The organism is Donghicola tyrosinivorans, from assembly GCF_003003355.1.
GTDB lineage: Bacteria > Pseudomonadota > Alphaproteobacteria > Rhodobacterales > Rhodobacteraceae > Donghicola > Donghicola tyrosinivorans.
In genome coordinates, this window is record NZ_PVTQ01000001.1 from 110500 (window position 1) to 136076 (window position 25577).

Below are 25577 nucleotides of genomic sequence, written 5' to 3' on the forward strand. Positions count from 1 at the left end.
ACGGGGTGGGCCCGTCCAGCATAAAAGGGATTTGGAATTATGACCGTTAAGACCGCTGACTTCACCGCGATGATCAAAGACATGATGGGCGCATTCCCGATGGACATGTCGGCCATGGAAGATGGCTTCAAGAGCCAGGCTGCTCTGTCGGAGAAGCTGTCGGCTGTTGCTCTGGACGCCGCTGAAAAGTCGACCGAGCTGTCGACCAAGTGGACCAAAGACACTCTGTCGAAAATCAGCGAAATGACCAAAGCCAAGGCAGAGCCTGCTGACTACGCCAAGGCAATGACTGACTTCGCAAGCGCGTCGGCCGAAATGGCTGCCGAGAACGTTGCCGCGTTCGCTGAAATCGCGAAAAAAGTCCAGTCGGAAACCATGGAGCTGCTGATGGCTGCTGGTAAAGACATGGGCGAAGAAATGACTGCTGCTGCAAAAAAGGCGACCACCGAGATGACCGCCACCGCTAAAAAAGCGACCGCTGCTGCGAAGTAATTGCGTCGATCGCGGGAGCCCTCCCTCCCAAAGATCGGTAAGTGGGGCAGGCTGTGAAGCCTGCCCTTTCTTTTTGTGAAATTACCCCCTACGGTTTTATCAGCGTTGCAGCATGGGAGGGGAGTCCTTGTCGGAAACCGAAAAACCGCTTCTGATCAAACGTTATGCCAGCCGTCGGCTGTATAACACCGAGACCAGTGATTACGTGACCTTGGAAGATATCGCGGGTTTCATCCGCGGTGGTCGCGAAGTGAAGATTGTTGATTTGAAGTCGGGCGATGACCTGACGCGTCAGTATCTACTTCAAATTATTGCAGAACATGAGAGCAAAGGGGAAAATGTCCTGCCCCTGAGCGTGCTGAATGATCTGGTCCGCAGCTATACGACACAGGCCACCAGCGTGGTTCCGCAGTTCCTTGCGATGTCGTTTGAAATGTTGCGGGACGGCCAATCCAAGATGGTCGAAAACATGTCGGCGATGAATCCGATGGCCTCGATGCCGGGGTTTGAGGCAATGCAAGCGCAGCAACAAGCTTTCATGAAAGCCATGACCGGCGGTCTGTCGGGCAAATGGCCGGGCTCTAGCGGGCCTGCCCGCGAAGAGGGCGCTCGCGATGGTTCGGGTGACCTGAACGACATCAAGGCACAATTGGCCGAACTACAGGCCAAGCTCTCGAAGATGAGCAAGTAACACATGGTCGATTCCCCGGGGCGGATCACCCTCTGGGGGATCGAAGTGTTCGTGGCCACCGCAGAAGAAGGTTCGATCTCTGCGGCGGCGCGACGGCTGGCAACCAGCCCATCCACCGTATCCCAACAATTGACCGGTCTTGAGGCCGCTATCGGTGCCACCCTTCTGGTGCGCAATGCGCGCCCTGTGGCCCTGACCCCTGCGGGCGAATTATTTCGCCGCCGCGCCTCGACCATCCTGAATGAGGCCGCACAGGCCCGCGCCGAACTGGCGCTTGCGGATTTCTCGGCCCTGACGCGATTGCGTCTTGGCATGATCGAAGACCTTGAGGCTGATGTCACACCAGCCCTTCTGGCCCATCTTGCGGGCGAAATGCGCAGCTGCCAGTTCCTCTTGGAAACCGGCGCAAGCCACGCCCTATACGGCCAACTCGATGACCGCGCCCTTGATCTGGTGGTCGCCGCCGAAATCGGGGATGAGGCCGAATGGATGGAGGTTCACCCCCTCCTGAGCGAACCCTACGTGCTGGCAGTCCCGAAAGGTCTGATCGACCCGCAAGAGGATATCATCGATCAATTGCGCAAGCGCACGATGATCCAATACTCGACCCGCCATTACATGGGGCGGATGATCAACAGTCATCTGGCCCGCCAGAACCTCAAACTGTCCCACCGGTTCGAGATCGACAGCTACCACGCCGTCCTCGCGCTCGTGGCTGATGGGGCAGGCTGGTCAATCCTCACACCTTTGGCCCTGATGCGCGCCCGTCGCCTGCTGGACCGTGTTGACGTGCTGCCGCTCCCGTTCGCGCCCTTGTCGCGGAACATCTCGCTCACCGCCCGCCAAGGTATCCTCGGCACGATCCCTGCCGAAATCGCGCAGCATCTGCGCGGCCTGCTGGATCAGCACATGCTGACCCCCGCGATCGAACGCTACCCTTTCCTCGAAGGCAGCCTTCACCTGCGCTGACACCAGCAGCTTCTTTATTGCACAAATACTCATATCGCGGCGCACGCCAAAGAAGACGCCAGCCGGAATACCTTCCGACTGGCGCTTCTTCTTGATGAAAATACTCATGCAATGCCGCCAATAGGCGCCAGCGTTAGGTTCCGTAGGCGCGAACCTCGCCCTTCACACTCTCGGCGGCCCGGACAAGGGCGCTGGCGATATAGTCCAGATCATCCTGCTTCAAGCGGGCGGGCAGGCGCACGTCGCAGGCGCTCTCCAGCATGGCGCGGGTGCGGGGCAGGTCGGGCATTTCGGGCATGAACTGCCAGTTCCAATAGGCGCGGGCGTTGTCTGTTGAAAGGCCAAAGACCTGTACCGAGATGCCATCGACCTTGGCCGCATCGGCAAAGGCACGCATCTCGTCAAGGCTCATCCCTTCCAGATTGAACTGGATCGAATCCGGTGCCCGCTCTTCCGGAGCCAGCTTTTCCGGCACGTTGATCCAAGGGCTCTGGTTCAACTGTGCAGCTACATAGTCATGGTTCGCGCGGCCGTCGCGCACACGGCGGGCCACTTCGGGCAGCTGCGGACGGATGATTGCCGCCGAGAGGTTCGACATGCGCAGGTTATAAAGGGGCAGCTTGTTCTGGTGACGGGCAAAGGCCTCGGCCATTTCGGTCGAGTTGTCGCCCGCGCGGCTCTTGTGCTTTTTCCAGTTGTGCTCATAAGCGCCGGACATGATCACTGCGCGGGCGATCAGATTCGCATCGTCGCTGACCATGATGCCGCCTTCGCCGCCATTCACCAGCTTGTAGGACTGGAAGCTAAAGCAGCCGATCTTGCCGATAGTGCCGATGTTCTTGCCGTGCCATGTGGTCCCAAGCGAGTGTGCCGCGTCCTCGATCACCGGAATGCCACGGGCGTTGCACAGGGCCATGATGGCGTCCATGTCGCTGGTGTGGCCACGCATGTGGCTGATGATCACGGCGCTGATGTTGTCGTCCAGACGGGCCTCGAAATCCGCGATGTCGATGCGGTAATTCTCTTGCACCTCGCACAGGACCGGCACGCAATCCGCATGGACGATCGAAGAGGGCACAGCGGCAAATGTGAAACCGGGGATCATCACGCGGGCATCGCGGGGCAGGTCTAGCGCCTTCAGCGACAGAAACAGCGCCGCAGAGCAGGACGAGACAGCCAGCGCGTATTTGCTACCCAGAAGTGCCGCGAATTCTTCTTCCAGCAGGGCAACGGGGGCATTTTCCGGCGCGGTATAGCGGAAAAGGTCGCCGGTCAGCAGCAGGCGTTCGATCTCGGCGCGGGCGGCTTCGGGGATCGGCTCGGCGTCATAAACGTTCGGCGCTTGTGTCATTGCTTACAGCTTTCCTGAAAAGTCTTTTCAGACTTGCTAAAGGATGAATGCGTTAACACCAAGCGAATTTTCTATGACAGTGAGCGCAATCCTCTTAGATTCCTAGGCGATCGCGCATGGCGTACCACGTCATTGCCAAGGCCAGCAGGGGGCTGCGGAAAGCGCCGCCACCGGGGAAAGCTGTTGCGGGCAGGGCGTTTAGCAGATCGAATTTGCCCATCTCGCCCTTGATGGCTTCGGCTAGGATGCGGCCCGAATAGCTGGCCAATGCGACGCCGTGTCCCGAATAGCCCGATGCCGCCCAAAGCCCCTGCGCGGGCCGGTCAAAGACAGGCATCCGCTGCGCGCTGATGCCCAAGGTGCCGCCCCATGCGTGGGTGATCTTCACGCCTTTCAATTGCGGAAAGACCGTTTCCAGCGGCTTGCGCACGGTGGCCTCGATATCGCGGGGGAATTTGTAGCCGTAGGACTCGCCGCCCCCGAACAGCAGCCGCCCGTCAGCCGAGAGGCGGAAGTAGTTGATGACGAACTTGCTGTCCGCCACGGCCACATCCTGCGGCATGACCTGCGGGACGCGGTCCCCCAGCGGCTCGGTCGCGGCGATAAAGTTGTTGATGGGCATGACGCGGGCGGCCATGCCATCCACCAGACGCCCCAGATAGCCGTTGCCGGCCAGAACAACATGTTTGGCGCGGACAAAGCCTTTATCGCAGCGGACCACGGGGGTCGCACCGGGCTCGACCCGATGGACCAGCGTGTTTTCATGGATCACCGCGCCTGCGGCCTCGGCCTTGCGGGCAAGGTTCAGCACCAGCGCCAGAGGATGCACGTGGCCCGCACCCCAATCGACGCTGCCGCCTTTGTAGCAGGGGCTTTTGACCAGATCTTGCATCTGGTCCGCGTCCAGCGCCTGCACCTGGTCATAGCCATAGTGCTTGGCCAGCCATTCCCCCTCTTCGTGGGTGTCGGGAACATCGCGGTCATGCCATTCGGCGTGGACCACGCCGGGGCGGTAGGCGATTGCGGGGTCCTCGGCGGCCAGATCGCGGATCAGCGTTTTGGCGTCCTCGGCCATGTCCCAAAGGTGGCGGGCGGCGTCATCGCCCAAGCGCTTGGCGATCCAGCTAGGAGACTTGTTGAACCCGCTGCCCACCTGACCGCCGTTGCGGCCAGAGGCGCCCCAGCCCACGCGGTGTGCCTCGACCACAATGACCGACAGGCCCGCCTGCGCCAGATGCCATGCGGTGGACATGCCCGTGTAGCCCGCACCGATGATACAGACATCGGCTTGGGCCTCGCCCCGTAAGGGCGCGCGCGCATCAGGCAGCACAACGGATTCGGCATACCAGCTGCGGGGGTATTCCCCTTGCCGGTCGTTCGCGAACAAGAGGTTCATGGCAGGCTCAGACGTTGATCAGCAAGTGTTCCCGTTCCCAAGGACTAATGACCTGTAGGAACTCTTGGTACTCGGTGCGCTTTACGATCGAGTAGACGCGGCAGAATTCGACCCCCAGAATCTGGTGTAGTTTTTCGCATTCGTCGAATTCGTCCAGCGCTTCGCCCAGAACCTGCGGGAAGTCCCCGTCGCCTTCATAGGCGTCACCACGGAACTGCTTGGTGGGTTTGATCTTTTCCATCATGCCCAGATAGCCAGCCGCAAGCGAGGTCGCGATGCCCAGGTATGGGTTGCAATCCATGCCTGCCAGACGGTTTTCAACCCGCCGCGACTGGTTGTCCGAGATCGGGATGCGGATACCTGTAGTGCGGTTGTCGCGGCCCCATTCGAGGTTGATGGGCGCGGCGTGGTCTTTCACGTAGCGGCGATAGCTGTTCACGTAAGGCGCCAGCACGGCGATCCCTGCGGGCAGGTATTTCTGCAAGCCGCCGATGAAGTTGAAGAACGCGTCCGTCTCGCCCCCTTGGGGACCGGAGAACAGATTCTCGCCCGTGCGCTTGTCAATCACCGAGTGGTGGATGTGCATGGCGCTGCCCGGCTCATTGGCGATGGGTTTTGCCATGAAGGTGGCAAAGCAGTTGTGACGTAGGGCCGCTTCGCGGATCAGGCGTTTGAAGTAGAACACCTCATCGGCCAGCTTCACGGGGTTGCCGTGGCGCAGGTTGATCTCTAGCTGGCCAGCGCCGCCTTCTTGAGTGATGCCGTCAATCTCGAAACCCTGTGCTTCGGCAAAGTCATAGATGTCGTCGATCACAGGGCCGTATTCGTCGACAGCGGACATCGAATAGGCCTGACGCGCCGCAGCAGGACGGCCCGAGCGGCCCATCATCGCCTCAACCGGATTGGCGGGGTTGATGTTGGGGGCCACAAGGAAGAATTCCATCTCGGGGGCGACCACAGGCTTCCAGCCCTGCGCCTCATAAAGACTGATCACCCGCTTCAGAACATTGCGCGGCGAGAAAGAGATCGGCTCGCCCGAGCGATCATAGGCGTCGTGAATGACCTGTAGTGTCCAGTCGCCGGTCCAAGGCGCCGCGGTGGCGGTGCTCATGTCGGGGCGCAGGATCATGTCCTTTTCGATAAAGCCCTCTTTACCGGCCGCATCGCTCCAGTCTCCGGTGATGGTCTGGTAGAAGATCGAATCCGGAAGGTAGAACTGGGACTGCTTGGCAAACTTGGAGGCAGGCACAGCCTTGCCACGGGCGATGCCTGGAAGGTCCGAGATGATACACTCGACCTCATCCAGTTTGCGGTCGTGAAGATAGGCTTTGGCGGGGTCGGGCAGAAGATCTGTCCAGTCGCTCATGCAATTCCTTTTCCGCGCAGGACATCGGCCATCGTCTCTGCCATCTGCGCATTATCATTCTTGTCGCCAAGGCGCGCGGTTGCGGTCGCCAACAGAGGCTCCGGTACAACGCCCTTACCGCGATAGTCTATCAGACCTTTAATAAAGTCCGACTGAAATTCGGGGTGTGGTTGCACGGTAAAGATGTGTTCGCCATATGCAAGTGCAGCATTCTGGCACATTTCGTTACTGGCCAGCACGCGGGCGTCTTTGGGGAGATCCACAACCTGATCCTGATGCCAGGCGTTTAACTCCAGCGTTTTGCCGCCAAAGTCGTAGGTTTGCTTGCCGACCACCCAGCCGCCTTTGAATTTCTCGACCCGCCCGCCAAGGGCCTGCGCGATGATCTGGTGACCAAAGCAGATCCCCAGCAAGGGCATCTTGGCCGCGTGGATTTCGCGGATCAGCTTCTCAAGTGGCGGGATCCATTCGTGGTCTTCATAGGCCCCGTGGCGCGATCCGGTGATGATCCAGCCGTCCGCTTGGTCCAGATTGGCGGGAAAGACGCCATCGACCACGTTGAAGGTTTTGTATGTGAACTCATCCGTGCCCAGAAGGCGCCGGAAAAGAGCGGCATAGTCCGGCGTGACATCCGCCATTTCGGTCGGGGTGTGGCCGGTTTGTAGGATTCCGATAATCATGACATCACCGCAGCAAGCTGTGCTGGTTCATTTTGGGGGAAAGAGTGTAGCCGGCGCGCGCCGCCTACACCGTATCCAGATAGATTTCCATCTGCTCTTGGGGAGAGCTTTCGTTCATGTAGAACAGCTCTTGCCGCTTGGTTGTCACCAGATTTCGGATCAACTCTTCGGGGAAGATCCGGGCGACATGTGGGCTTTTCTCAAAGGCATCGATGGCGGCCTCCCACGTGTTGGGAACCTGAGGCAGATCCTGTTCGTAAGAGCTGCCGCGAATGGGCTCGGGCGGCTCGGCGTGATCTTCGATACCGTTCATGGCGGCACCCAGAATCGCGGCGATCAGCAGATAGGGATTCACGTCCCCGCCAGCCACGCGATGCTCGATCCGGCGGGCGCGGAAATCGCCCGAGGGAATGCGCAGCGCTGCGGTACGGTTCTCATAGCCCCAGCAGATGCTGGTGGGGGCGTGGTTGCCCGGCACCATGCGGTCATAGCTGTTCGCATGGGGTGCAAAGATCAGCGTGCAATCGGCCATCGCTTGCATACAGCCCGCCACAGCATTGCGCATGAAGGCGCTGCCCTGCGGTGTGCCGTCATCGAAGATGTTCTGGCCGTTTTTGTCGATCACACTGAAATGGGCGTGCATGCCGCTGCCCGAATAATCCTCGTAGGGTTTGGCCATGAAGCTGGCGGCAAAGCCGTAGCGACGGGCCAGACCCTTGACCAACATCTTGAACAGCCACGCATCATCGGCGGCGCGCAGGGCGTCGTCGCAGTGCATGAGGTTGATCTCGAACTGGCCCAGACCTGCTTCGGAGATCGCGGTATCGGCGGGAATGTCCATCTCTTCACAGGCGTCATAAAGATCGGTGAAGAACTGGTCCCACTGGTCCAGCGCGCGGATCGAGAGGATCTCGGCGGCTTTACGGCGCTTGCCCGAACGGGGGCTGACCGGCACCTGTAGGGTTCGGCCCGAATCGTCGATCAGGTAGAATTCCAGTTCTGGGGCCACGACAGGGCGCAGGCCCTTTTCCTCATAGCGGTCAAGAACGCGGCGCAAAGCCTGACGGGGATCGCCATCAAAGGGGCGACCATCTTCGTGGAACATCCACAAGGGCAGCAGAGCGGTAGGTGCCTCAAGCCACGGCATCGGCATAAAGCCCCGCTCGGTGGGTTTCAGCACACCGTCACGGTCGCCGCTTTCGAATACCAAGGGGCTGTCGTCGATGTCCTCGCCCCAGATATCAAGATTCATCACCGACATGGGAAAGCGGGTACCGCTTTCGACCACTTTGTCGGCAAAACGGGTCGGAACCCGCTTTCCTCTGGCCTGACCATTGAGGTCGGCCGCGGCCACACGAATCGTGCGCACCGTCGGGTGCTTGCGTAGCCAGTTCTTCATCATTCACCTGTCCCGACCGGTTCGTCCGGTCTAATTTGATCAAATTTATGATGGCGCGACGGCACTATTAAAGCAAGAGAGATTCTTAACGGATCAGTCGCGGACGCAACTTGATCCTTGTTCGCTGGTTCGATGGCAGGTGTCTATTCAAACGTTTGTTAATCAGCCCGAACACACTGATCACGATCAGGGTCAGCAGGATGAAGTACATCGCCAGAATCGGGTAGGGGATGAACGGGTTGAACGTCTTGTCCGCAAAGTAGTTCGCGTAATAGAGCGCGTCGCCCTTCTGTTTGAACGCCGGAAAGCCGCTGAAGTAGACCAGCGTGGTGGCGTGGAACAGAAAGATTGCCTCATTCGTGTAGGCGGGCCAAGCAAGACGCATCATTGTGGGCCAGATGATCCGGCGAAAACGGGGCCAGCCGGTCATGCCATAGGCATCGGCAGCCTCGGTGTCACCTTTGGGAATCGACTGAAGGGCACCGTAGAAAATCTCGCCGCTGTAGGCGGCTGTGTTCAGGAACAGCACCACCAGCGCCCCCAGCCATGCCGAAGTCAGCGGGTTGAAGAACGGGCTCACGCCTTTCAGCTGCAAGAACAGGAAGTAGGCGAAGAAGAACTGGATGAAGAGGGGCGAGCCACGGAAGACAAAGATCACCCATTCCGCCGGTTTGCGGGCAAGGGCGTGGCGGCTGTTTTTGCCAACCGCCAGAAGCACGGCCAGAAAGAAGCCGCTGATCAGGGCCAGAATGCCGAAGTAGATGTTGTGGATCATCCCCGAGCCGATCAGCGTGAACTGCTGGCAGAGGGTGAAATCGGTCTTGGGCAGCAGTCGCTCGCCCATACCAAGCGAGCGCAGGCCGTAATCCGCGATGGTCTGGAGGCAGCTCATGCGTTGGCCTCCTTACGTTGCGCTTCGCCGCCAGCGGTGGCCTGTCCAAAGGTCAAACGCTGCATGATGCGATCCAGCACAATTTCCGAGACGCGGGTAAAGCAGAGGTAGAACACCAGAAGCGCGAAGAAGTACCACATGCGCCAATCCCCGTGGGGGTAATCGGTGAAGCGTGCGGTCTTTGAACCGCCAAGTTCGCGCGCCCAATAGACGATATCCTCGACCCCCAACAGGAACAGCAGGGGGGTGGCCTTGATCAGCACCATCCACAGGTTGCCAAGGCCGGGCAGGGCATAGACCCACATCTGCGGCACAAGGATGCGCCAGAAGGTCTGGCGGGGGGTCATGCCATAGGCCTCAGCGGTTTCAAGCTGCGCACGGGGCACAGCGCGCATGGCACCGAACAGCACGTTCGCGGCAAAGGCGCCGAAAACGATCGCAAAGGTTACCACGGCAAGGACAAAGCCATAGACCTCATGGATCCATTGTGGGGCCGAGCCGAGGGGCATCTTGGCCTGAGCGCACACTACGAAGTCATTGCCCTGCCGGATCGGTTGGTCCCAGTCCGAACACAGGGCCTGATGGCGTAGCCATTCGATGCCTTGGTCCAAAGCGATGACGAAGAAGAGGAAGAAGGCGATATCGGGCACACCCCGCACGATGGCGATGTAGCCTTTGCCAAGCAGGCTGACCGGTAGCACCCGAGAGCGCGCGGCCGAGGCCCCTGCGAACCCGAAGAACAACGCCGTCGGGGCCGTGATTGCCAAAAGCAAAAGCACGGTCAGGAAAGACAGATAAAAGCCCATGTGTTTGCCGGTCGTTAGATAACAGGCAAGCCACTGGAATTGGCCAAGTGTGTCGGGGTCGGTGCAGAAACTGAAAATGACGGGCCTCTTGTCGAGGTCTGGATTTAGGTATTTTTGCCAAGATGAAAGGAGGGGCGCGGTGCCCCTCCGATCACGTGGTGCTTAGAAGGTTGCCGAGCCGGGCAGCCATTTGGTGATCAGCGCGTTCAGCGAGCCGTCGGCCTTCATGGACTGGATGGCTGCGGTGAACTTGTCTTTCAGCTCGGTATCCGATTCGCGGATGCCAAGACCGATGCCGCCGCCCAGAAGCACGTCTTCGCCCACGAGCGAGACATCGGCGTTCTCTTCGGCGATGGGCTCGAGGTAGGCTTTGTCGGCCAGAACCGCGTCGGCTTCGCCGTTGCGGACAGCCGCGACGGTTTCATCGGGGGTTGCGAATTCCACGAGGGTCGCACCGCCTGCAGCCACGTGGGCGGCCTGGATGGTGCCGGCCTGCGCTGCGATCACGCCGCCTGCGAAGTCCACTTCAGCGCCGTCGAGGGCCAGATAGGCGGACGGATCGGGCTGGGTGTAGTTTTCCGAGAAGTCGATGACCTGATCACGCTCTTCGGTGATCGACATGCCTGCGATGATCGCATCGTAGTTGCCCGACACCAGGTTCGGAATGATCGAGTCCCATTCGTTGGTGACCCATGTGCAGGTAAGTTCAGCGCGCTTGCACAGCTCGTCACCCAGTTCACGCTCGAACCCGTCCACTTCGCCTTTGTCGTTCAGGAAGTTGTACGGAGGGTAAGCGCCTTCGGTGCCGAGGCGGACAACGTCGCCCGCAGCGAAGGCTGCGGTGGCGGTCATCGCAAGGATCGCGCCGGTCGCCAGAAGTTTTTTCATTGTAGTCTCCCCATGCTTGGTTATGCGGCGGCGGAATGGCTGAGAAACTGCTTCAGCCGCTCTGATTGAGGGTTCCCGAAGAGATCATCGGGAGCGCCCTGTTCTTCGATCAGGCCTTGATGCAGGAAGACAACGTGGTCCGAGACATCATGGGCCATCTTCATATCATGTGTGACGATCAGCATCGTGCGGCCCTCATCTGCGAGGGCCTTGATCACGCGCACCACCTCTTGTTCCAGTTCCGGATCAAGGGCCGAGGTGGGTTCGTCGAAAAGCAGTGCTTCGGGTTCCATGCACAGGGCGCGGGCGATGGCGGCGCGTTGCTGCTGGCCGCCCGAAAGCTGCGCGGGGTAGGCATCGCATTTGTCGCCGATGCCCACTTTGGTCAGGTACATGCGGGCCTTTTCCTCGACCTCGTCGCGGTCGCGGCCAAGGACGGTGATCGGGGCCTCCATCACGTTTTCCAGAATGGTCATATGGGCCCAGAGGTTGAACTGCTGGAAGACCATCGACAGGTTCGTGCGGATGCGGATCAGTTGCTTGTGGTCAGCGGGTCGGCGGGCAAGGCCCTTGCCCTTCCATTTCACCGGCTCGCCTTTGAAGAGGATCTCCCCTTGCTGGCTGTCTTCCAGAAGGTTGGCACAGCGCAGCAGCGTGGATTTGCCAGAGCCGGACGAGCCGATCAGCGAGATGACGTGACCTTTGCTGGCAGTAATGTCGACGCCCTTGAGAACCTCAAGCTGACCGTACTGTTTGTGAAGGTTGCGAATCTGGATGACTGGAGTTTCGTCAGGCACGGATCACCGGTTTGTTGTTTTTATTTCGGTTGACTGAAACTACGCCTTAACTTTGCGGAAAATGCAACGTCTGGTCAAAAATTCCTTGGGGGAAGTTTTCCCTTTTGATCAAAAGCGGCGTTTTAAGCGGCGGTGGCGACACGCCTTATTATGTGGCCTGTTCAATCCTTTGGCGGGCAAGGGCGCTGTCCATGTCGGAGATTCCCAGAAAGCGGGTGACCGTGCGTAACAGCGCGTCTTCGGCATCATCCCGTTGGCCATCTGCCAGCGCCAGTTCCCATAGGGATTCGATCACGGCGAGGCGCTGTTCGTAGGGGATGGCGGTCTTGATGGCGTTCGTGAATTTCACGGTATCGGGGGCTTCGGCCTCTAGCGTTTCGGCGTCAGAGCGCAGGCGGGCGGCCTCAAACGGAGACAAGCCGTAGCGGCGGGCTGTAATCCGGTCGATGCGGTCGATCTCGGCCTGCGCGTAGTCTTCGTCAGCGCGGGCGATGCGGACCAGCAGGGCGGTCAAGGCCAGTCGGGCGTCATCACCCGAAAGCGGATCGGTGGCGGGGGCCGTCAGACGGCGCAGGAAATCAGCAAACATATCCGGACCTTATTGCGGCGCATTGGCAGCGCCAAGTCCTGACATGTCTTAGTTGTTCATCATCGCGTGTTCGCGAGCGACCTGCATGTCGGCACGGGGCATGCCCAGATGGATCGAAGCCAGTTGCACCAGCTGCACTTTGTTTGCGCGTTGCTTGCCGTCGACCAGAGCCACAGCCCACAGAGCCTCAAGAATCTCAAGACGGTCGTCGTCGGGCAGGGCGTCGCGAATGACTTCGACCAGATCCGAGGTTTCAGCCTGCGTGGCTTCCAGACGCTCGGCGCGGGCGCGCAGTTTCATGGCCTGAATGATCGGCAGACCAAAGCGGCGCACCAGTTGGTGGTCGATCATGCGGATCTCTTCGTAGGCGTAGCGGTTGTCCACTTTGGCGGCGCGGACCAGCAGCGCTGCCAGCGCGGTGGGGGCGTCGATGATGATGGGGGGAACTGCCTGAGGGGCAGAATTTGTGAATAGGGATTTCAGGTTGTCGAACATTTGGCTGCTCCGTGGCGCTTGGGTCCATTCTAAAGAGTCAAACGCAAAAGCTGCGCCAAAGTTTCGTGATTGCCCAAATATGTGAAGCAATTGCAACAAACAGAAAGGCACCCGTGATGGGTGCCTTGCAGGATTTTTACCGATGTCAGGGGCGCTTAGACCAGACGCGAGGTCTCTTTCGCGGCGCGGACGAAATCGCGGAACAGGGGATGCGGCTCAAAGGGTTTCGACTTCAGTTCCGGGTGGAACTGCACGCCGATGAACCACGGGTGATCCTTCCATTCGACGATCTCGGGCAGGCGGCCATCGGGGCTCATGCCCGAGAAGTGCAGGCCGCAGGCCTCAAGCTGGTCACGGTACTTGGTGTCCACCTCATAGCGGTGACGGTGACGCTCTTCGATGTGGGTCGCGCCGTAGATTTCGGCAACCTTGCTGCCTTCTTCCAGAACCGCGTTGTAGGCGCCAAGACGCATGGTGCCGCCTTTGTCGTCCTTTACGCTGCGTTCAACCTTGTGGTTGCCCTGCACCCATTCTTTCAGGTGGTAAACCACGGGGGTGAAACGCTTTTGACCGGCTTCGTGATCGAACTCTTCCGAGCCTGCGTCGTCCACTTTGGCCACGTTACGGGCGGCTTCGATCACCGCCAGCTGCATGCCAAGGCAGATGCCCAGATAGGGGATCTTGTGCTCACGGGCGAACTGCGCCGCTTTGATCTTGCCTTCGGTGCCACGCTCGCCAAAGCCGCCGGGCACGAGGATCGCGTTGTAGCCTTCCAGATGGGGCGCGGGATCTTCGCGGTCGAAGATTTCCGAGTTCACCCATTCAACCTTCACCTTCACACGGTTGGCCATGCCACCGTGGGTCAGAGCTTCGGCGATGGATTTATAGGCGTCTTCCAACTGGACGTATTTGCCCACGATAGCGATTTTGACTTCGCCTTCGGGGTTGTAGATGCGGTCGGCCACATCGTCCCAGCGGGCCAGATCGGGCTTGGGCGCGGGGTTGATCTGGAAGGCATCCAGAACCGCTTGGTCCAGACCTTCGCGGTGATAGGCCAGAGGCGCCTCATAGATCGATTTGAGATCCTGCGCGGCGATCACCGAGTCGGGACGCACGTTACAGAACAGCGCCAGCTTTTCACGCTCTTTCGCGGGAATCGGGCCTTCGGAACGGCAGACCAGAATATCGGGGGCCAGACCGATCGAGCGCAACTCTTTCACGCTGTGCTGGGTCGGTTTTGTTTTCAGCTCGCCCGAGGCTTTGATGTAGGGCAGCAGGGTCAGGTGCATGAAGATACACTGACCGCGGGGCTTGTCCTGCGCGAACTGGCGGATGGCCTCAAAGAAGGGCAGGCCTTCGATGTCGCCTACGGTGCCGCCGATCTCACATAGCATGAAGTCAACTTCGTCTTCGCCGATGGAGATAAAGTCTTTGATCTCGTTGGTGACGTGGGGGATGACCTGAATGGTCTTGCCCAGATAGTCGCCGCGACGCTCTTTCTCCAGAACGTTCGAGTAGATCCGGCCCGAGCTGACCGAGTCGGTCTTGCGGGCGGCTACGCCGGTGAAACGTTCATAGTGACCAAGATCCAGGTCGGTTTCCGCGCCGTCGTCGGTCACGAACACTTCGCCGTGTTCAAAGGGCGACATGGTGCCCGGGTCCACGTTCAGGTAGGGGTCCAGCTTGCGCAACCGGACCGAAAAGCCACGTGCCTGCAGCAACGCACCCAGCGCCGCAGAGGCAAGACCTTTGCCCAACGAAGACACAACGCCACCAGTGATGAAAATGAACCGCGCCATTCGGTCTGCGCTCCCGTGATGTTCCGCCAAAAAGCAATGCCCGTGCGATCCCGAAGAATCGCAGCATCACGGGGTTTGAGCTTTAGCGGATTCGCAAAAATTTAGCAACCGGACCGCAAGATGCTGTTGGGTCCGGTTAGCTATCGTCTAACGGTTGTATTTTTAGTTGGCCGAGGGGGTCAGCGGCGCATCCGAGGTCACCGGCGGCAGCAGATCGCTACCTGCGGGTGCGTCAGCGGCGGGCGCTTCGGTGGGCTGTACGCCAAGACGGTCCAGAACCGATGCATCGCCAGAATTGCTTGCTGCGATAACGGTCAGCGCGATCGAGGTGATGATGAACGCGATTGCCAGACCCCAAGTCACTTTGGCCAGTGCGGTTGCTGCCGCGCGGCCGGACATAACGCCGCCACCGCCGCCGCCCATACCAAGGCCACCGCCCTCGGAACGCTGCATAAGAACGACTCCGATCAGCGATAGCGCGAGCAGGAGATGGACGATGAGAACGACGTTTTCCATGACGGACCTGATTACAACCCTCTGTGTTGTCCGCCCGTGTAGGCAAATTTGCCGCAAGGGGCAAGGCATGCGTCCCTACCTTTTCGGGAATCCGCCGAATTGCGGTGCATTTTGTCCTTACGGGTCGTGCGGCGAAGGGGCAGGGGGGCGAAATAGTGGTTTCACCCGTCGGCACACATCGCTATAGGAAGCACGGTTTGAAGATCTGACAAATAGGGGATCCCTTATGGCCAACGTTGTAGTTGTCGGCGCCCAGTGGGGCGATGAAGGCAAAGGCAAGATCGTGGACTGGCTGTCCGAGCGGGCAGATGTCGTCGCACGTTTTCAGGGTGGCCATAATGCGGGCCACACTCTTGTGATCGACAGCAAGGTTTACAAGCTGCACGCGCTGCCCTCGGGCGTTGTGCGTGGCGGCAAGCTGTCTGTCATCGGCAACGGCGTGGTTCTGGACCCCTGGCACCTGATCAAAGAGATCGACACCGTGCGTGCGCAAGGTGTTGAGATCACCCCCGAGACTCTGATGATCGCGGAAAACACCCCGCTGATCCTACCGCTGCACGGTGAACTGGACCGCGCCCGCGAAGAAGCCGCCAGCGCAGGCACCAAGATCGGCACCACCGGTCGCGGCATCGGCCCCTGCTATGAAGACAAAGTGGGCCGCCGTGCGATCCGCGTTGCCGATCTGGCAGACCGCGCCACGCTGGAAGCCCGCGTTGACCGCGCCCTTCAGCACCACAACCCCCTGCGCAAAGGTCTAGGAATCGAAGAGGTTGATCGCGACGGGCTGATCACTCTTCTGGCCGAAGTGGCCAAGGAAATCCTGCCCTACGCCGCTCCGGTCTGGAAAGTGCTGAACGAAAAGCGCAAAGCCGGTAAGCGTATCCTGTTCGAAGGCGCGCAGGGCTCGCTGCTGGATATCGATTTCGGCACCTATCCCTTCGTCACCAGTTCGAACGTGATTGCCGGTCAGGCTGCGACAGGCGTGGGCATCGGGCCGGGCTCGATCGACTATGTTCTGGGCATCGTAAAGGCCTACACCACCCGCGTGGGCGAAGGCCCGTTCCCGACCGAACTGCATGACGCAGATGGCGAGCGTCTTGGCACCCGTGGCCACGAATTCGGCACCACCACTGGCCGCAAGCGCCGCTGTGGCTGGTTCGACGCGGCTCTGGTCCGTCAGACCTGCGCGATTTCGGGCATCAACGGCATCTCGTTGACCAAGCTGGACGTTCTGGACGGGTTCGAAACCCTGAAGATCTGTGTGGCCTATGATCTGGACGGTCAGCGTCTGGACTATCTGCCCACCGCAGCCGACGAGCAGGCCCGCTGCAAGCCGATCTACGAGGAAATGCCCGGTTGGTCGGAATCGACCGAAGGCGCTCGTTCCTGGGCCGATCTGCCGGCGAATGCGATCAAATACGTCAAGCGCGTAGAAGAACTGATCGAATGCCCCGTGGCCCTGCTGTCGACCTCGCCCGAGCGGGACGACACCATCCTTGTCACCGACCCGTTCGCTGACTGATGGCGCTGAGCTACAAAACCCGCCGCCGCCTGTCCCTGCTGATCCTATTGCTGGGTCTGCCGGGATATGTGGTGGTGGCGGTGACCATCATGAGCACCATCGACCGGCCGCCTTTGTGGCTGGAACTGGTGATCTATATCGGTTTGGGTATCCTCTGGGCGCTGCCATTCAAGGCGGTTTTCCGCGGAATCGGTCAGCCTGACCCTGATGCGCCCCAAGAACCCACCGATAAGGACTGACATTGTCCAAAGGGTGCTGCTAAGGATTCCCCGATATTTAAGGGGGATTCTAGATGAAGATTCTCAAGATGACAGTGACTGCTGCTGCGCTGAGCGCACTGGCAGGGTGCGTAATCATCCCGATCGGGGATGGGGCCAAGGTTCAGGTCAATCCAGAGAAATATTGTACCGTGGAGAACGCCTATTGGATGGGCCGCGAAAAGGGGAAATCGGTTGTCGATCTGTGCCCTGAAGAGCTGCAAGCCGATCTGGCGCTGGCCAATGCTTATGGCCAGAAATACCGCGAATTGACCCAAGAGATCGAGATGCGCCAGCAGATGATCGGTGACGACAGCACCGATTCGGTGCTGGAAAACGCGCCTGAACCGATCCCGTCGATGCTGAGCCGTGTTCAGTTGAAGCGTCTGGAGGCCGAGCGCGCCCAATACGCCAGCCCGCCCCTGACCACCACGGCGGCAGCGTCGAACTGATCCGCAAGACGGTTGTTAAAATGAAAACGGGCGGCAGAGTGTCTCTGCCGCCCGTTTGCTGTTTTGGTTGATTGGCTCACTCGCCCGAGGCTTTGGCGCGATCCTGATAGCGGATCGTATCGGAGACCTTGAAACGGCCACCGGCCACTTTCTTGATCTTCTCGTCCCGCAGCAGTTGGCCGAAGGCACGCAGGGCCTCTTCGCGGCTCAGATCGCCGCCTTGGCTGTTGCGCACCAGCTGCATGATCTGCGGGCGGGTGAAAAGTTCGCGACCCTCCACAAATGCGGTAAAGGCCGCAGCGGCCTCAACGCGCTCGGCTGTGGTGTTGACGCCTTTGCCTGCCGCATAGGCTGCAAAGTTATCAACGCGGTCGGTCTTCTTCGGTGCCTCGGTCGCGACGCGGCGGGGGCGGACCGTTTCCGGCATCGCTTCCAGCACTGTGTCGACCCGCTGTTCGGCCACCAATCGCAAGGGCGCTTCGCTTGGTGCGGGGCGTTCCGGCTGCGGCTGGGGACGTTCGGCCCGTCTGCCTTGTGCCACCGGACGGCGGGGTTTGATCCCCTGAGTGTCCTGCGTCGTGTCTTGGGCTTTCGGTGCCTCGGTCGCGGGTGTGACCTCGGGTTCTTCGCTGCGGCGCATCCGCCCTAGCAGGCTGTTTTCAGCGCGGGTCGCAGCGACTGCGGCCTTGAGGTGGGCAATCGCGTTGCGGCGACGGCTGTGCTCGGGGGCCTCCATCTCGATGTTGGCTTTGTTGAGCAGACGGTCCGCAGCGTCATCGCCCAATCCGGCTTGCTCTAGCAGAGCGCGACCGGCGGGACGATCAGAGGCGGGCTTTTCCTCGGGAAGATCGAACTCTGCCTCGGGCAGGTCTTCTTCAATCGCGGTGTCCTCGAACGCGGTGTCTTCGGCTTCATCGGTCTCTTTCGAGCCCATTTCAGCTTCGACTGCGGCGAGGGCGCGCATCAGGTCGTCTTCCTGCTCGGGGCTCAGATCGCTTTTGGTCGCGTCACCTGCAACAGCGGCTTCGGCTTGCTGTTCGGCAATCAGAGCCTGCGCCATATGCGCGCGCTTGAGGCGCAGAACACGGGCACGGCGGGGCAGATCGTCTTCTTCTTCGTCGTCCTCGGCGTCATCCTCATCCGCAGCGGTTGCGACGGGTTTGGGAGCTTCGGCAACCAGTTCCGCTTCAGGCGCGTCGATCTCTTCGGCTTCAAGGCGGGGTGCCTCTTCTGCGTCTTCGATCTCGGCGGTGTCTTCGGCGGGTTCCTCTGCGGGCTGCTCAAGACGCAGGGGCGCAGTGTTGGTCCGGTTGGCAGCAGCGGTGATCGCTGCCAGCGCCGCCAGATCGATCATCGGGCGGGGCGCGTTTGCGATATTGTCTTCCTCGAACTCGTCCTGGTCATCCGCTTCTGCGGTGTCCTCGTCCGAAATCTCGGTTTCTGCAACAGTTGCGACGATGTCGTCTTCGGCGTCCGCTGCGATGTCCTCATCGGCATTCAGTGCGCCGATCAGGTTTGCAATGCGGGCGTCGTCTTCGTCAGAGGCTTCATCAGCGGCAGCGATAACCTCTTCCGAGACCTCTGCGGTCTCTTCTTCGGTGTTTGCGAAGGCTTCTACCAACTCTGCGGTTTCGGTCGGAGCCGCGGTGTCCTCGATGAACTCTTCATCTTCGGCAACTTCTGGCTCGACCGTGTCCTGTTCCATCAGGGCGCGGATGCGGCGTAGCTTGGCTGCAACGCTTGCAGGATCGGCGTTGTGACGTTCTTGCGCGGCAGGAACCTCGGCCAACACTTCTTCGGCTTCGGCTTCGGCTTCGGCTTCGGCTTCGGCTTCCACAACGTCTGCTTCCGCTTCAATCTCGGCGGCAACCTCTTCCACGGCTTCGGTCTGCACTGCTTCGGGCGCTGCAACTTCAGCAGCTTCTACCGCAATCGCGGCCTCTGCCTCGGCAACCTCTTCCGCAGCGGCCTCTGCCTGCACGGGCAGTTGGACCTCTTCAGCGGGTTCCTTGGCGATGTCCGCGACAGCGGGTGCGCGATCGTCAGCGGTCGCATGCGCCTCGGGCGCCGCTTGTGCAAAGTCTGCCGGTGCGGGCGCGGCCGGTGCGGGTGCCGCAGGCGCCGCTGGCGCGACAGCCTCGGGGGCGGGTGCCGGTTGGGGTGCCGCTTGGGCTACCTCAGGCGCAGCCGTTGCCGCCGCTGCCACAGAAGCAGGGGCCGCAGCCGGAGCCGCTTGGGGTTGGGGTGTGGGGGCGGGTGCCTGCGCCGTAACCGGTGGCGCAATCTGAGATCCGGTGGGCCGCAAAACAATGCCGCCCGATTCCATGCGGGCTTCTACCCGACGCTCAATTTCGCGTTCTGCGATACGCGCCAGCATATCGGCATCCGGGGTAGGTGGTTCCGCCCCAAAGTACCGATCGTCCGCAGCCAGATCCCGGAAATATTCGGCAATCGCCTTCATCGTGTCGAAACTGTCCTCGAACCCTTCTAGGGTACAAGAGAACGTCCCGTATGACACGGTGAGAATCTTGTTGTTGCCTACCATCACTAGCTCGCTTTCTTACGTTAGCAGAACTACGTCTAACATCTTCAAAGTTACGAAACGGATCAAATGAAAGGTCTTTCCTGTGTGATTCCGTGGCCTAAATGTGGCCGTCATTAAATTATAGGACAGTGTCCAAGTTATGCCGAGAATTGTTCACGAATTATCACCAATATCCTTACTGGGCGGCGGAAATGTCGAACAATCCGACCTGATTTTTGCAAATGATTACGCTCCAAGGCTAATCGCGGCCGATGGCGGCGCGGATTCAGCGGTGTCTTTTGGATGGCTTCCCGAAACAGTGATCGGTGATTTTGACTCACTGACCGAGAAAACGCGTCAAATTTTAGGCTCTCAAAGGCTATTTCAGATCGCTGAACAGGATAGCACAGATTTCGATAAGTGTCTTCGAAGCATCGATGCGCCCTTGATTCTCGGAATGGGATTTACAGGTCGGCGTCACGATCACACGCTGGCGGCCTTAAGTACGTTGGCGGCGCGGGCGGACAAACGCTGTGTGCTGTTCGCTGAGGAAGACCTGATTTTCCTCGCGCCGCCGCGAATTTCTTTGGATTTGCCTGAGGGGATGCGGTTTTCGCTCTATCCGCTAGGGCCGGTGAACGGCACGTCTGAGGGGCTGCATTGGCCCATCGATGGCATCCCTATGGCACCAAACGGGCGGGTCGGGACCTCGAACAAGGTCAGCGGGCCGGTGCGTCTGACCTTTGATGCGCCGCACATGTTGATACTGGTGCCGAAAGAGGCGCGGGATAAAATTTTGGCCGCATTGCTGGAAGAACCCAGCAAATGGCCTGATCCGGCGGCTCGTTAGGGCGCGGGCGGCGGGCGGCGGCGGATGATTCGCTGCCCCTGCGCCTGTTCGCGGGCAAAGACATAAAGGCCTGAGCCTACGATGATCGCGATGCCTAGGAAGGTCAGGCTGTCGGGCATATCGCCGAAGATGGCGTAGCCTACGGCGGTGGCGCTGACGATCTCTAGGTATTGCAGCGGCGCGATGGTGGCGGCGGGCGCGAACTTGAGCGCATAGGTGATGAAGATGTGCGAGACCGTGGCAAAGAACCCGACCCCAAGCAGGGTGTAGATCGCCTTGCCCGTGGGCATCACCGGATCAAGATAGGAAATGTCGGAGCCATCCGCCAGCACCAGCACCGGCAACAGAACCAGAGTGGCGGCGATGGCAGTTTGCGCCTGCATCACCACGGGATGCCCTTTGCCCGACATCATCCGCGTCAGCACCATATAGAGCGCAAAGAAAAACGCGGTACCCAGCGGGAACAGCGCCACCAGCCCCAGTTCCGAGAAACTGGGCCGGATGATCAGCAGCGCCCCGCCAAAGCCGATGATACAGGCGATGATCCGGCGCGGGCCGATGCTTTCTTTCAGGATCACGGCGCTCAGAAGGGTCAGGATGAAGGGCTCGACAAAGAAGATCGCGATGGCGTTTGCGATTGGCATTTCGCGCACAGCGGTAAAGAACAGCACCGTCGCGGACAGTAGCGCCATAGCGCGCAGCAGGTGGCTCAGGGCCTCTTGACCGGTGCAGCGCAGGCTGTGACCCATCGCGATGGCCAAAGGCACCAAGGCCAGAACCTGAATTCCGAAACGACCAAGCACGATCTCTGCGGCGGGTACCTCTGCGGGTGTGGCCTTGGCGCAGGCGTCCATCAATGGGGCAAGCACGCAAAAGCCAAGCATGCATAGGATGCCGGTCAATGGGCGGTCGGTGTCAGAGCGGTTCATATAGAAGGTCTCAGCAGTTCGGGATATTCACCGCCAGCCCTCCGAGCGATGTCTCTTTGTACTTCTCGCTCATGTCGGCTCCGGTCTGGCGCATGGTCTCGATACAGGCGTCCAGAGGCACAAGGTGCGTGCCATCGCCGCGCAAAGCAAGACTTGCTGCGCTGACCGCTTTGATCGCACCCAATCCGTTGCGTTCGATACACGGAACCTGCACCAAGCCGCGCACGGGATCGCAGGTCATGCCAAGGTGATGTTCCAGCGCGATTTCGGCGGCGTTCTCTATCTGCTCGGGCGTGCCGCCAAGAACGGCGCAAAGGCCCGCTGCCGCCATGGCGCTTGCGCTGCCGACCTCGGCCTGACAGCCCGCTTCGGCCCCGCTTATGCTGGCGTTGTACTTGACCAGCCCGCCGATGGCGGCGGCGGTCAGCAGGAAATCAGGAATGCGCGCACGGCTGGCCCCCGGAACATGGTCCAGCCAATAGCGGATCGTGGCAGGCACCACACCCGCCGCGCCATTTGTGGGGGCGGTGACTACCTGCCCACCTGCGGCATTCTCTTCGTTGACTGCCATGGCATAGCAGCTCATCCAGTCATTGATCGTGTGGGGCGCGGTCAGGTTCATGCCCCGCTCGGCCTCAAGAGATTCCAGAATCTTCGGTGCACGGCGTTTGACGTTCAGGCCACCGGGCAGGATGCCGCCGGTCTCAAGGCCGCGGTTCATGCAGGCCTCCATGACTTCCCAGATGCGGGTCAGCCCTTGGTCCAGCGCATTGGGGCCGCGACGGGTCAGTTCATTGGCGCGTTTCATGCCCGCGATGGTCTTGCCGCTGTTGGCTGCCATATCCAGCATTTCAGCGGCGGATTTGAAGGGGAAAGGGACCGGATCGCCTTCGTCCTTGTCAGCGCCTGCGGCCAGTTCGTCAGCGGTCAGAACAAAGCCGCCGCCGATGGAATAGTAGATCTCTTGCAAGATCACGTCGCCTTGGGCGTCCGTGGCCATCAGGATCATGCCGTTCGCATGACCGGGCAGGGCATGATCATAGTCAAAGACCAGATCGGTTTTCGGCTGGAATGCCAGCGTGCCCAGATCAGGGGGCGAGACGGTTCCCGATGCCTCAATCTCAGCCAGCGCGGCCGTTGCCTTTTGCGCGTCATAGTCCTGCGGGGTGAAACCGGCCAGGCCAAGGATGGTTGCGCGGTCTGTGGCGTGGCCCACACCTGTAAACGCCAGTGACCCATGGAGCGAGCCCTTCAGCCCATGCGCCGAAAAGGGCGCGGCTCGCAGGCGGTCAAGGAACCGCGCGGCGGCAACCATTGGTCCCATCGTATGGGACGAGGACGGCCCCACGCCGATTTTGAACATGTCGAATACGGAAAGGAACATTGTCTGACCTGTCGGGCTAAGGGCCATTATTCATTTCACAGTCAGCTTTTTGCGGCGCTTTCACGCCACTGAAAACGACCCAACGCCTTATCAGCGCGTCATGTTCTGTGAATTCGGCTTCGGCACAGTAGGGTATTCCCGCACTGCCGCGATGGCCAAACGGTGGGAGGTCTGCTTGCCCTTCGGCCCTTGGCAGGCCAATCTGGGCCTCTATTCCATCCGCAAGTCCGGCCTGATTCCGTGAGCAAAGTCATTTACATGCCGGTCATCGGCGCCAGCCGTGGGGCTTCGCCCTCGCACAATGGTCGCAAGTCACTTATAAGCGCTGCGAACACTTACGGAGTTCTTGGGATGACCGGAGAATTGTCGCCAATCGACAAGGCCAAGTTTGTCGCCGCCAAGCGGGCGGTCGAGTTTGTTGAAGACGGTATGCGTGTTGGTCTTGGCACGGGCAGCACTGCCGCATGGATGGTGCGCTGCCTTGGCGAATTGGTCCGGCATGACGGCCTGAATGTGATCGGGGTGCCGACCTCGACCCGCACGGCGGAACTGGCCCGCAGCGTTGGCATCAAGGTGGTCAGTCTGGATGAGGCCAAATGGCTGGACCTGACCATCGATGGGGCGGATGAATTCGACGGGGATCTGAACCTGATCAAAGGGGGCGGTGGCGCACTGCTTCAGGAAAAGATTGTGGCCACGGCCAGCGACCAGATGGTGGTGATCGCGGATGCGGCCAAGGCCGTTGAAACGCTGGGGGCCTTCCCCTTGCCGGTCGAGGTGATCCCCTTTGGCTGGCAGACCAGCAAGGCGCTGATCGAGGAAATGATCGGCAGTCTGGACGTCATGGGCTATCTTAGCGCCCTGCGGATGAACGGGGACCGCCCGTATGTGACCGAAGAAGGCAATTACATCATCGATCTGCATCTGAAACGCATCGGAAACCCGCGTCAGATGGCAATGGTGATCAATCAGGTGCCGGGTGTGGTTGAAAACGGGCTGTTCATAGATATCTGCGATCAGGTGGTTGTCGGCTATGGCGATGGCCGCGTTGAGACCCGCGATATTAACAATGGCACGGTAGAAGAGTCGCAGATCGAATTCGTCGAAAGCGACAATCTGTTCCGTGACCTGAACGATTAAGCCTCAGGCTGAAAGGGAAACAATGGATTTCGACTACGATCTTTTCGTGATCGGTGGCGGTTCGGGCGGTGTACGTGCGGCGCGTGTTGCAGCAGGCGAGGCGGGCGCGAAGGTCGCGCTGGCAGAGGGTGACCGCTATGGGGGCACCTGTGTTATTCGCGGCTGCGTGCCTAAGAAGCTGATGGTTTTCGCAAGTGAATACAGCGGCATGGCCGCTGAGGCCGAGGCCTATGGCTGGTCCGCCAGCATCACCGATTTCAACTGGAACACCTTCCACGGCAAACTGGTTGAGGAACTGGATCGTCTAGAAGGGGTCTATCGTCGCCTTCTGGCTGGCTCCGGGGTTGAGACCTTTGACCAGCGCGCCAAGATCGCAGATGCCCATACGGTTGAGCTTGCCGATGGCACCCGCAAAACCGCCAAACATATCCTGATCGCGACCGGCGGCACGCCTGTGCGTCCCGATATGCCGGGGGCGGAATTGGGCATTGTTTCGGACGATATTTTCCACCTGCCCGAAATGCCCAAGCGCATCCTGATCGTCGGCGGCGGCTACATTGCCTGCGAATTTGCAGGCATCATGAATGGCCTCGGGGTGGAAACCACCCTCTATTATCGTGGCGCACAGATCCTGCGCGGTTTCGATGATGAGGCCCGCGGCCTGATCGCCGATGAAATGCGCGACAACGGCATCGATATTCACACCGGCACCAACGTGCTTGAGATGAAAAAGACCGACAGCGGCGCGATCTGGACAAAGGGCTCGAACGGGCATGAGGCCGAATTCGACGTGGTGCTGTTTGCCACGGGCCGCAAGCCCATGACCGACGACATGGGTCTGGAAGAGGTCGGCGTGAAGCTTGGCCGCGCGGGCGAGATTGTCGTGGACAAGTACAGCCAGACGGCAGTGCCCTCGATCTACGCGATTGGCGATGTGACCAACCGCGTGAATCTGACCCCTGTGGCGATCCGTGAAGGTATGGCCTTTGTGGAAACCGTCTTCAAAGGCAACAAGACCGCTGTTGATCATGACTTGATCCCCAGCGCGGTCTTCACTCAGCCCGAAATGGGCACTGTTGGCCTCAGCGAAGAGCAGGCGGCACAGCAGGAACCGATTGAGGTTTACAGCACCTCGTTCCGTCCGATGCAAACATCGTTCGCCGGTCAGCAAAAACGTGTCCTGATGAAGTTGATTGTCAGCAAAGAAACCCGCAAGGTTCTGGGGTGCCACATCGTCGCGCCGGGTGCGGGTGAAATGATCCAGATGGCGGGTATCGCCGTTAAAATGGGTGCGACGAAAGAAGACTTTGATCGCGTATGCGCCGTTCACCCGACCATGTCGGAAGAACTGGTGACCATGCGGAAACCGACGCGTACGGCTTGAAATCTCTGG

At 60.0% G+C, this 25577-nt stretch carries 26 protein-coding genes; 10 read left to right on the forward strand and 16 right to left on the reverse strand.

Features of this window, described 5'->3' with window-relative positions; translation table 11 throughout:
* Nucleotides 1–39: 39 nt before the first annotated feature.
* The 3 genes from CLV74_RS00545 to CLV74_RS00555 all read left to right on the forward strand — a co-directional run bounded on the left by CLV74_RS00545 (nt 40) and on the right by CLV74_RS00555 (nt 2152).
* Entirely contained in the window at nt 40–492 is a 453-nt protein-coding gene (locus CLV74_RS00545) for a phasin, PhaP (protein WP_106262264.1), read from the forward strand.
* Between the two features lie 127 nt (nt 493–619).
* On the forward strand, nt 620–1183 hold the full coding sequence (gene phaR / locus CLV74_RS00550; protein ID WP_106262265.1) for a polyhydroxyalkanoate synthesis repressor PhaR: 564 nt from the start codon (nt 620–622) through the stop codon (nt 1181–1183).
* A 3-nt stretch (nt 1184–1186) separates the two neighbouring features.
* Nucleotides 1187–2152 (forward strand): LysR family transcriptional regulator, encoded by a 966-nt coding sequence (locus tag CLV74_RS00555; protein WP_106262266.1) that lies wholly within the window; start codon nt 1187–1189, stop codon nt 2150–2152.
* Between the two features lie 133 nt (nt 2153–2285).
* On the opposite strand, the gene CLV74_RS00560 is transcribed toward CLV74_RS00555, so the two are convergent.
* From CLV74_RS00560 to secG, 13 genes are all read right to left on the reverse strand, one after another.
* On the reverse strand, nt 2286–3503 hold the full coding sequence (locus CLV74_RS00560) for a DegT/DnrJ/EryC1/StrS family aminotransferase (RefSeq protein ID WP_106262267.1): 1218 nt from the start codon (nt 3501–3503) through the stop codon (nt 2286–2288).
* A 94-nt stretch (nt 3504–3597) separates the two neighbouring features.
* Entirely contained in the window at nt 3598–4899 is a 1302-nt protein-coding gene (locus tag CLV74_RS00565; protein WP_106262268.1) for an NAD(P)/FAD-dependent oxidoreductase, read from the reverse strand.
* A gap of 7 nt (nt 4900–4906) precedes the next feature.
* The gene (locus tag CLV74_RS00570) at nt 4907–6265 is read right to left on the reverse strand and encodes a glutamine synthetase family protein (protein WP_106262269.1); all 1359 of its coding nucleotides are present in this window, start codon (nt 6263–6265) and stop codon (nt 4907–4909) included.
* Entirely contained in the window at nt 6262–6945 is a 684-nt protein-coding gene (locus CLV74_RS00575) for a type 1 glutamine amidotransferase (protein WP_106262270.1), read from the reverse strand. The genes CLV74_RS00570 and CLV74_RS00575 overlap by 4 nt, the downstream gene beginning before the upstream one ends.
* A 64-nt stretch (nt 6946–7009) precedes the next feature.
* Nucleotides 7010–8344 (reverse strand): glutamine synthetase family protein, encoded by a 1335-nt coding sequence (locus tag CLV74_RS00580; RefSeq protein ID WP_106262606.1) that lies wholly within the window; start codon nt 8342–8344, stop codon nt 7010–7012.
* An 85-nt stretch (nt 8345–8429) separates the two neighbouring features.
* On the reverse strand, nt 8430–9236 hold the full coding sequence (locus CLV74_RS00585; protein WP_106262271.1) for an ABC transporter permease: 807 nt from the start codon (nt 9234–9236) through the stop codon (nt 8430–8432).
* Nucleotides 9233–10120: an ABC transporter permease gene (locus CLV74_RS00590; RefSeq protein ID WP_106262272.1), complete on the reverse strand. Its 888-nt coding sequence runs from the start codon at nt 10118–10120 to the stop codon at nt 9233–9235. Before CLV74_RS00590 ends, CLV74_RS00585 begins: the two co-directional genes overlap by 4 nt.
* 84 nt (nt 10121–10204) lie before the next feature.
* A complete protein-coding gene (locus tag CLV74_RS00595; protein WP_106262273.1) occupies nt 10205–10930 on the reverse strand; it encodes a transporter substrate-binding domain-containing protein in 726 nt (241 codons plus the stop codon).
* 20 nt (nt 10931–10950) lie between these two features.
* Nucleotides 10951–11727 carry an ABC transporter ATP-binding protein gene (locus CLV74_RS00600; RefSeq protein ID WP_106262274.1) on the reverse strand — a complete coding sequence of 259 codons (777 nt, stop codon included), beginning with the start codon at nt 11725–11727 and terminating at the stop codon, nt 10951–10953.
* A 148-nt stretch (nt 11728–11875) separates the two neighbouring features.
* Nucleotides 11876–12316 (reverse strand): tellurite resistance TerB family protein, encoded by a 441-nt coding sequence (locus tag CLV74_RS00605; RefSeq protein ID WP_106262275.1) that lies wholly within the window; start codon nt 12314–12316, stop codon nt 11876–11878.
* A gap of 48 nt (nt 12317–12364) precedes the next feature.
* Complete coding sequence (locus CLV74_RS00610; protein ID WP_106262276.1) at nt 12365–12811, reverse strand: tellurite resistance TerB family protein; 447 nt, start codon at nt 12809–12811, stop codon at nt 12365–12367.
* Nucleotides 12812–12966: 155 nt separating this feature from the next.
* Complete coding sequence (locus CLV74_RS00615) at nt 12967–14610, reverse strand: CTP synthase (RefSeq protein WP_106262277.1); 1644 nt, start codon at nt 14608–14610, stop codon at nt 12967–12969.
* Between the two features lie 162 nt (nt 14611–14772).
* Complete coding sequence (secG, locus tag CLV74_RS00620; protein ID WP_106262278.1) at nt 14773–15126, reverse strand: preprotein translocase subunit SecG; 354 nt, start codon at nt 15124–15126, stop codon at nt 14773–14775.
* 226 nt (nt 15127–15352) lie between these two features.
* On the opposite strand from secG, the gene CLV74_RS00625 reads away from it, so the two are divergent.
* The 3 genes from CLV74_RS00625 to CLV74_RS00635 are packed head-to-tail and all read left to right on the forward strand — an operon-like array spanning nt 15353 to nt 17357.
* A complete protein-coding gene (locus CLV74_RS00625) occupies nt 15353–16648 on the forward strand; it encodes an adenylosuccinate synthase (protein WP_106262279.1) in 1296 nt (431 codons plus the stop codon).
* Nucleotides 16648–16887 carry a DUF2842 domain-containing protein gene (locus CLV74_RS00630; RefSeq protein ID WP_106262280.1) on the forward strand — a complete coding sequence of 80 codons (240 nt, stop codon included), beginning with the start codon at nt 16648–16650 and terminating at the stop codon, nt 16885–16887. Before CLV74_RS00625 ends, CLV74_RS00630 begins: the two co-directional genes overlap by 1 nt.
* A 53-nt stretch (nt 16888–16940) precedes the next feature.
* Nucleotides 16941–17357 (forward strand): hypothetical protein, encoded by a 417-nt coding sequence (locus CLV74_RS00635; RefSeq protein WP_106262281.1) that lies wholly within the window; start codon nt 16941–16943, stop codon nt 17355–17357.
* 76 nt (nt 17358–17433) lie between these two features.
* On the opposite strand, the gene CLV74_RS00640 is transcribed toward CLV74_RS00635, so the two are convergent.
* Nucleotides 17434–19902 (reverse strand): hypothetical protein, encoded by a 2469-nt coding sequence (locus CLV74_RS00640; RefSeq protein ID WP_106262282.1) that lies wholly within the window; start codon nt 19900–19902, stop codon nt 17434–17436.
* Between the two features lie 139 nt (nt 19903–20041).
* On the opposite strand from CLV74_RS00640, the gene CLV74_RS00645 reads away from it, so the two are divergent.
* A complete protein-coding gene (locus CLV74_RS00645) occupies nt 20042–20731 on the forward strand; it encodes a thiamine diphosphokinase (protein ID WP_106262283.1) in 690 nt (229 codons plus the stop codon).
* Here CLV74_RS00645 and CLV74_RS00650 read toward each other — a convergent pair.
* A complete protein-coding gene (locus tag CLV74_RS00650) occupies nt 20728–21660 on the reverse strand; it encodes a DMT family transporter (RefSeq protein ID WP_106262284.1) in 933 nt (310 codons plus the stop codon). The genes CLV74_RS00645 and CLV74_RS00650 overlap by 4 nt on opposite strands.
* Nucleotides 21661–21670: 10 nt before the next feature.
* The gene (locus CLV74_RS00655) at nt 21671–23044 is read right to left on the reverse strand and encodes an L-serine ammonia-lyase (RefSeq protein ID WP_106262285.1); all 1374 of its coding nucleotides are present in this window, start codon (nt 23042–23044) and stop codon (nt 21671–21673) included.
* 100 nt (nt 23045–23144) lie between these two features.
* On the opposite strand from CLV74_RS00655, the gene CLV74_RS22705 reads away from it, so the two are divergent.
* The 3 genes from CLV74_RS22705 to gor all read left to right on the forward strand — a co-directional run bounded on the left by CLV74_RS22705 (nt 23145) and on the right by gor (nt 25568).
* Entirely contained in the window at nt 23145–23288 is a 144-nt protein-coding gene (locus CLV74_RS22705) for a hypothetical protein (RefSeq protein WP_170107960.1), read from the forward strand.
* 107 nt (nt 23289–23395) lie between these two features.
* On the forward strand, nt 23396–24184 hold the full coding sequence (gene rpiA, locus CLV74_RS00665; RefSeq protein WP_106262287.1) for a ribose-5-phosphate isomerase RpiA: 789 nt from the start codon (nt 23396–23398) through the stop codon (nt 24182–24184).
* A gap of 22 nt (nt 24185–24206) precedes the next feature.
* Entirely contained in the window at nt 24207–25568 is a 1362-nt protein-coding gene (gor, locus tag CLV74_RS00670; protein ID WP_106262288.1) for a glutathione-disulfide reductase, read from the forward strand.
* The last annotated feature ends 9 nt before the right edge of the window (nt 25569–25577 follow it).